General features: G+C 48.6%; 1 protein-coding gene and 1 pseudogene. Both read left to right on the top strand.

What is annotated here, in order from left to right; genetic code table 11:
* Positions 1-341, top strand: a 341-nt coding sequence (locus IX84_RS27680) for a DUF1016 N-terminal domain-containing protein (protein ID WP_044229048.1), incomplete at its 5' end; no start/stop codon positions are given.
* A 99-nt stretch (positions 342-440) separates the two neighbouring features.
* Positions 441-778: pseudogene (locus tag IX84_RS27675) on the top strand (DEAD/DEAH box helicase family protein); the annotation flags it as partial.

The raw sequence follows: 778 nt of genomic DNA, 5'->3' as shown, positions 1-778 counted from the left end.
ACCGTAATTTAGAAGAAAAGCTCTACGCTCAAATAGGGGAATTGCTTTCCCTTGCGAGAAGAAAAGTAGTCAGTCAGGTCAATCAGACGATGGTCGTCACCTATTACGAAATCGGGCGGATCATCGTGGAAAATGAGCAAGGTGGAAAAGAACGAGCAGAATATGGCAAAGGAATTCTAAAAGGGCTGTCCAGGCGCTTGTCTCAAGATTTTGGCAGAGGCTTCTCGACGGATAACCTGGAGAACATGAGACGGTTCTATTTGACATACTCAAAATCCGAGACACTGTCTCGGAAATCTGAACGTCCTGATTTTCGGTTAAGGAATGGCTTTTATTATTGAACCATTCCTAAGCTGGTCACACTATCTCAAACTTATGAGAATTGAAGACGAGGCTGGATACAGCGTCTCCTTTGGCAGTTATCATAAAAAAGTACAAGCATGACCCCTAAAAAAGACATCCCCTCGGTAGCCGTCCACTACAAAAGTACGGGCAGCTCCATCACCTCCAATGAGCTGGGCATGCGCGCCATGCAGGAGAAAGCCTACGAAAAGCGGGGCGAGCAATACCTGCTCCTCAAGTCACCCCCAGCATCGGGCAAGAGCCGGGCGCTGATGTTTATTGCGCTGGACAAGCTGAACAAGCAAGGAATTCAGCAGGCGATTATTGCCGTGCCGGAAAAGTCCATCGGTGCCAGCTTTGCCAATGAGCCGCTGACGAAGTTTGGCTTTTACTACGATTGGGAGGTAGAACCGAAGTGGAACCTCTGCAATGCCCC

It is taken from the genome of Phaeodactylibacter xiamenensis, assembly GCF_000759025.1.
Lineage (GTDB): Bacteria > Bacteroidota > Bacteroidia > Chitinophagales > Saprospiraceae > Phaeodactylibacter > Phaeodactylibacter xiamenensis.
Note: the sequence above shows the minus strand (reverse complement) of the source record. Positions and strands in the feature narration are given on the sequence as shown.